This window comes from Pseudoxanthobacter sp. (assembly GCF_036822375.1).
In the GTDB taxonomy this organism is placed as follows: Bacteria; Pseudomonadota; Alphaproteobacteria; order Rhizobiales; family Segnochrobactraceae; genus Pseudoxanthobacter.
On the sequence record NZ_DAISHT010000076.1, the window covers coordinates 10053 to 15730 of the forward strand.

Consider the following 5678-nt stretch of genomic DNA (forward strand, 5'->3'; position numbering starts at 1 on the left):
TGCCGGATGCAAAGATCTGCCGGATGAAACGGTTTGAGGGTCGCCCCCAGCTGGCTTGGGGGGAGGGGAGCCAGGGGCGACCACTCTGCCGGCCCGGTCGTTGGGGGGCAATACCGGGCGGCGCATCTGCATCCGCGGTTGGGGGGCGAGCGGATGCAGAATTCAGGTAACAGCCGTTCAGATAACGACTGCGGCGGCAGCGTTCCGGCTGGCTGGCGCCGCACGAAACGCTGCAATACCGGTGCCGGGCAGAGACCGGTTGTCGGACAGTCCTGCGAAACTGCGACGCCTCCGGGTGCCCCTTTGCGGCCACGAGGACCGGAAACGGACCGGTGCGTCACTTTCTGAACTGTCCGGTTTAGTATTTCATACCTCAGGAAAGTCCGTCCGACAATCCATTCCTGCCCGGGAGGCCGACTTTCGGCCGCTACATTCTCCCGCAGCCGCGGGAGCTTCCCGCCGGAGCGCCCGGCTCAGCCGGCCCCGGCCACCGGCACCGCCAGCACCGGTGCGGCGATGACCGGCACGGACGAGGCCGAAGGCGGTCCGGCCTGCATCAGCAAATCCGCCCGCGCGGGATCGAAGCGAACGCCGAGCCCGGCCGGGGCATCCACCGCCACCGTGCCGGCACCATAGACGAGGCCGCTCGCCGGATCGTCGGCCAGCTCATCGGCGCCGGAAAGCGACACCAGCCGCGCCTTGGTGGCATCGGCGGTGTGCAGCGCCGCAGCGGTGGCGACCGCGCCTTCCTGCGTCTGCCCGATCATCACCGGCACCCGCGCCTCGGCCAGCACATGGGCGGCCCGCACGGTGGCGGAAATGCCGCCGAAGCGCACCAGCTTCAGGTTCGCCCACACCCGGCCGCCGCCGGAGGCAATGCGCTCCACATCGGCAAGGGTCGAAAGCCCCTCGTCGAGAATGACCGGCACCGGGCTTTGCGCCGCCACGCTGAGCAGGGTGGCGAAATCGCCGGTCGCCGCGGGCTGCTCGACATAGTCGATGTCATAGCCGGCAAGGGCCTCAATGTTGCGCAGCGCCGTTTCGGCCGGCCAGCGGCCGCCGGCATCGGCGGAAAGCGAAACCGCCTCGCCGAATCGCGCCCGCAACTGGCGCATCCGTTCCCGGTCGGCCTCGGGGCTGCCGACGCCGACGACGACCTTCAGCCGCCGGAACCCGCGCGCGACCAGCCGCTCGGCCCGCGCGAGGCTGAGCGCCAGCGGTTCATGACGGAGCAACTGGCTGGTGTGGCGCACCAGCCGGGCCTCGCTGCCGCCGCCGATCAGCGAGGAAACCGGCCGGCCGGCTTCCGAAGCCGCCAGATCGTGCAGCGCCGTATCCACCAGCATGCGGACCGGCACCGGCCATTCGGCCGCCAGCCCGGGAAACTCGTGCAGCAACACGCGGGGCGAGCGGTCCCACGGCACGGCGGCAACGGCGGCCATCGCCGCACGGATCATCGCCGCCGGGCGATAGTCGTCCGAGCCGAACAGCCGGTGCAGCCGGTCGAGCCGCACTTCGCCGACACCCTCGTGCCCGTCCCGCTCGATGAGCAGATAAAGCAGTTCCCGCACGGTGCGCGCCGGCGCCAGAGCGGTCAGGCCCGCCCCGCCATCCGCGGCCGCATCGGCCGCTGTCCGCTCACCCGGCCGCAGCCGGGCCGAAAACAGCCTCACCCTCAGTTCCATGTCGCTCTCGCCCCACCGTCCGGGCGGACGGTTCCCTCCCCCGCATTTTGTTATCCGGCGCCGTCCCGGATTGCTGCTCCGGCTGCGGAATGCCGGGCCGGTCCGGCACCGTTTCGCGGGCTCCTCTCCCCAGAAGAGACCCCAGCATAGCCCCCCCGGCCAGCCCCACCAACCCGGCCCGGCCCTTCCGGAGCGCGTTGCCGGCAAAAAGTCCTGTGAGTGTATACATATATCCACGATTGCCGCAGACTGTGTCGCCGGCACTTACATTTTTTTGAACGGATCCGGCCGTGAAGAACGACACAACCATTTTCATGCACCTGTTTCGGCGCTAGGTTGCGCAATCAGAACGCGCATTACAGTTGTGAGAGAGAGTCATGCGTGTTCACACAAATGTGCCCAGACTGCATCGGACGGCGCCTGACGACCGCCGGCCGGCGCAGACCGCGAAGATGAGTGTGCCACTCCGATGATGACCCCGGCAGTCTTCGACGATACCTTCGAAATCCCCGCCCCCGCCGATGAGAGCACTCCCCCGCCCGCGACCGGCAAGCGACCACCCAAGACCCAGACCCAGTTCGTGCTGGCCAACATGATCATCGGGCTGGTGCGCAGCCGGCATCTGGCGCGCGGCCATCACCTGACCGAACAGTGGCTGGCGGACGAGTTGTCCGTTTCCCGCACGCCGGTGCGCGCCGCCCTGCGGCTGCTGGCGGACCGCGGCATCGTGGATGCCCGCGAGCGGCAGGGCTTTTTTCTGGCCGTGGAGGGCGCGGAGATCGACACTCTGGCCGGCATTGCCGTGCCGTCCACGCCCGAGCAGGCCTTCTATGCCACGCTGATCCGCGAGCGGATGGCCCGCCGGCTGCCCGATTCCATCACCCAGACCGAGCTCGCGCAGACGTTCCGCGTCAACCGCGTGGTGCTGCTGCGCACCCTGAGCCGCATGGCTGACGAAGGGCTGATCGAGCGCAACCGCGGCCATGGCTGGCGCTTTCTGCCCTGCCTCGACAGTTTCGAGGCGCTGGGTGCCAGCTACGCCTTCCGGCTCATTCTGGAGCCGGCGGCGCTGATGCAGCCCGGCTATGCCGCCGATGCGACAACCCTCGACCGGCTGGAGGCCGAGCACCGCCGGCTGCTGGTCGACGGCATTTCCGCCAGTACCACACCCGGAACGCTGTTCGGCCTCGATGCCAGCTTTCACGAAGCGCTGGCGCGGTTTTCCCGCAATCCCTATTTCGTGCAGGCCGTGCAGCAGCAGAACCGCCTGCGCCGGCTGATGGAATATCGCGGCGCCTTCAGCGACCGGCAAATTCACACCTGGGTGCACGAACATCTGGCGGTGCTGAACGCCGTGCGTGCCGGTAACCAGCCGGAGGCCGCGCGGATGATGAAAGCCCATCTGGAAAACGCGCAGGCCAATCCCCCCGAAACGGCCGGCTGGGCGGCGGCACGCTGACTGCGGGCGGCGGGCAGGGGCACGCAAGGGACAAGCACACGCAAGGGACAAGCGCACGCAAAGAACCGGCGCACGCAAAAGCCGGCCGGGCGGCTTCGGTCCGCCGCCGATGTGCGCTAGTCTGGCGGCGAACCCGCGCGGCCCTGCCGCGCGCCGCTTTTCCGCCTCCCCGCCGGCACGCCCGTTCATGAGCCCTCCCGCGTCCCCTCCCCGCTTTCTCGATGCCGGCGACGGCGGCCTTGTCATCGAACTCGGCCAGAGCATCGATCCCGCCATCAGCGCACAGGTGATGGCGCTCGATGCCGCGCTGGCGGCCCGCCGCCTTGAAGGCGTGCGTGAGCAGGTGCCGAGCTATCGGTCCCTGCTGGTCATGTTCGATCCGCTGGTCACCTCCCGTCAGGCAATCGCTGCGGCCGTGCAGGCGCTGTGGCCGCCGCCGCCGCTGCCCACGGCCGACATCACGCTGTGGCGGGTGCCGGTGCTCTATGGCGGCGCGGCCGGCGCGGATCTCGCCTTCGTCGCCGCCACCCACGGCCTCAGCGAAGAAGCGGTGGTGCGGCTGCATGCCGGGGCCGCCTATCGCGTCTATATGATCGGCTTTGCGCCGGGCTTTGCCTATCTGGGCGGCCTGCCGGCGGCCCTTGCCACCTCGCGCCGCAGCCACCCGCGGCCGGCCACCCCGCCGGGCTCGGTCTCCATCGGCGGCGAGCAGACCGCCGTCTCCCCGCCGCTGCCGATCCCCTCCGGCTGGCACCTCATCGGCCGCACGCCGGTGCGCTCCTACGATCCGGCGCGGGAAAGCCGGCCGGTGCTGTTTGCCCCCGGCGACCATATCCGCTTCGAGCCCGTCGGCACGGCCGAGTTCGAGGCGCTGTCGGCGGCCGCCGAAGCCGGCGACCCCGTGGCCCGCGCCGAACGGCTTGCGGCATGAGCGCCGGGCCGGGCGGCACCCTGACGGTGCACGATGGCGGAGTTCTCGCCACGCTGCAGGATTTCGGCCGCTTCGGCTGGCAGCGCGCCGGCATCTCGGCGTCCGGGGCCATGGATGCCGTCGCCATGCACATCGCCAACCGGCTTGCGGGCAACGCCCCCGGGGTGGCGGTCATCGAGGCGGCCATGACAGGCCTCGCCTTCAGCGCCGATGTGCCGCTGCGCATCGCGCTTGCCGGCGCGGAGGGGGCCTTCACCATTGCCGGCGCACCCGCCGCGCCGTGGCGCGCCCATGACGTGCCGGCCGGCGCAGACGTGCGGATCGGCGCGGCGCGCACGGGGCTGCGCTTCTATCTGGCGGTTGCGGGCGGGTTTGCCGTGGCGCCGGTCATGGGCAGCCTTTCCACCCACACCCGGTCCGCGCTCGGCGGCTTCCACGGCCGTGCGCTTGCCGCCGGCGACCGGCTGCCGGTGGTTGCCCCGCCGGTCGCCGGCCCCTGCCTCAGCCTGCCGGCTGCGCGCCGCCCGGACACCGGCGGGCCGGTGCGTGTCGTCATGGGGCCGCAGGACGATGCCTTCACCGCCGCCGGGCTGGAGACCTTTCTCGCCGCCGTCTGGCGCCTGTCGGTCCGGGCCGACCGCATGGGCTGCGAACTGGAGGGGCCGGCGATCGGGCACCGCGCCGGCTTCAACATCGTCTCCGACGGCATCGTGAACGGCTCGGTTCAGGTGCCCGGCCACGGCCGGCCGGTGGTGCTGCTGGCCGACCGGCAGCCGACCGGCGGCTATCCGAAGATCGCCACCGTCATCGGCCCCGATCTGGCGAAGCTGGCGCAGCGGCGGCCGGGCGAGGAGATCCGCTTCCGGGCGGTCGGTGCGGACGAGGCCGAGGCCATCGCCCGCGATCACGCCCGCTGGCTCGCGGCGCTGGAAACCGCGCTGGTGCCCGCCGGAAGCCCCGGTCTTTCGAGCGAATTTCTGCTGGCGCAGAACCTTGCGGGCGATGCCACGGATGCTGCGGCCGAACCGTTCGCCGGCTGATCAGCCGCTCTTGCGGCCGGCCGCCAGCATCCAGTTGAGCACCAGCCGCCAGTCGGTCATGCGGATGGGGGTGCCGTGGGAGCCGGTGTCGAACAGGGTGAAGCGCATCGGATAGCCGGGATAGGCGGCCTTGACCGCCTTGAAGAACTTCTCCTGCCCGAGCCAGGGGATCACGGCATCGTCGCTGCCGTGGCCGAGATAGATCGGCAGCCACGCGGCCGGGGGCGTCGCCCGGATGACGGACAGATATTTGTCGTCGGTCACCGAGCCGAGCAGCAGCATGCCGCCCATCAGGCGGCTGGTGGAGGGATTTTCCGCCAGCCGCCAGCACAGCACCCCGCCATAGGACCCGCAGGCGACGAAGATCGGCGCGCCGGGGCTCTTCTGCGCCAGCAGCTGCATCAGCGCGGCGATGTCGGCTTCGCCCTTGTCGCCGAAATCGGTGAAGTCGGTGGAGACATAGAGCCCGCCGTTGCGCACCATCAGGTTCTTGATGCGGTTGAAATTGCCGCCGAACATCCAGTCGTTGTTGCCCTGATAGCGGTCGCCGCCCTGCCCGTGCA

Annotated in this window: 4 protein-coding genes and 1 pseudogene; 3 read left to right on the forward strand and 2 right to left on the reverse strand. The window is 70.4% G+C overall.

Features of this window, described 5'->3' with window-relative positions; genetic code table 11:
- Positions 1 to 473 precede the first annotated feature (473 nt).
- Complete coding sequence (locus V7067_RS09270; RefSeq protein ID WP_334175612.1) at positions 474 to 1685, reverse strand: mandelate racemase/muconate lactonizing enzyme family protein; 1212 nt, start codon at positions 1683 to 1685, stop codon at positions 474 to 476.
- A 469-nt stretch (positions 1686 to 2154) separates the two neighbouring features.
- Between V7067_RS09270 and V7067_RS09275 the strand changes: the two genes are divergently transcribed.
- From V7067_RS09275 to V7067_RS09285, 3 genes are all read left to right on the forward strand, one after another.
- Complete coding sequence (locus V7067_RS09275) at positions 2155 to 3144, forward strand: GntR family transcriptional regulator (RefSeq protein WP_334175613.1); 990 nt, start codon at positions 2155 to 2157, stop codon at positions 3142 to 3144.
- Positions 3145 to 3331: 187 nt separating this feature from the next.
- A complete protein-coding gene (pxpB, locus tag V7067_RS09280) occupies positions 3332 to 4075 on the forward strand; it encodes a 5-oxoprolinase subunit PxpB (protein ID WP_334175614.1) in 744 nt (247 codons plus the stop codon).
- The gene (locus V7067_RS09285) at positions 4072 to 5115 is read left to right on the forward strand and encodes a biotin-dependent carboxyltransferase family protein (RefSeq protein WP_334175615.1); all 1044 of its coding nucleotides are present in this window, start codon (positions 4072 to 4074) and stop codon (positions 5113 to 5115) included. Before pxpB ends, V7067_RS09285 begins: the two co-directional genes overlap by 4 nt.
- Here the strand turns inward: V7067_RS09285 and V7067_RS09290 are convergent.
- Positions 5116 to 5678: pseudogene (locus tag V7067_RS09290) on the reverse strand (alpha/beta hydrolase); the annotation flags it as partial. It abuts the gene before it with no gap.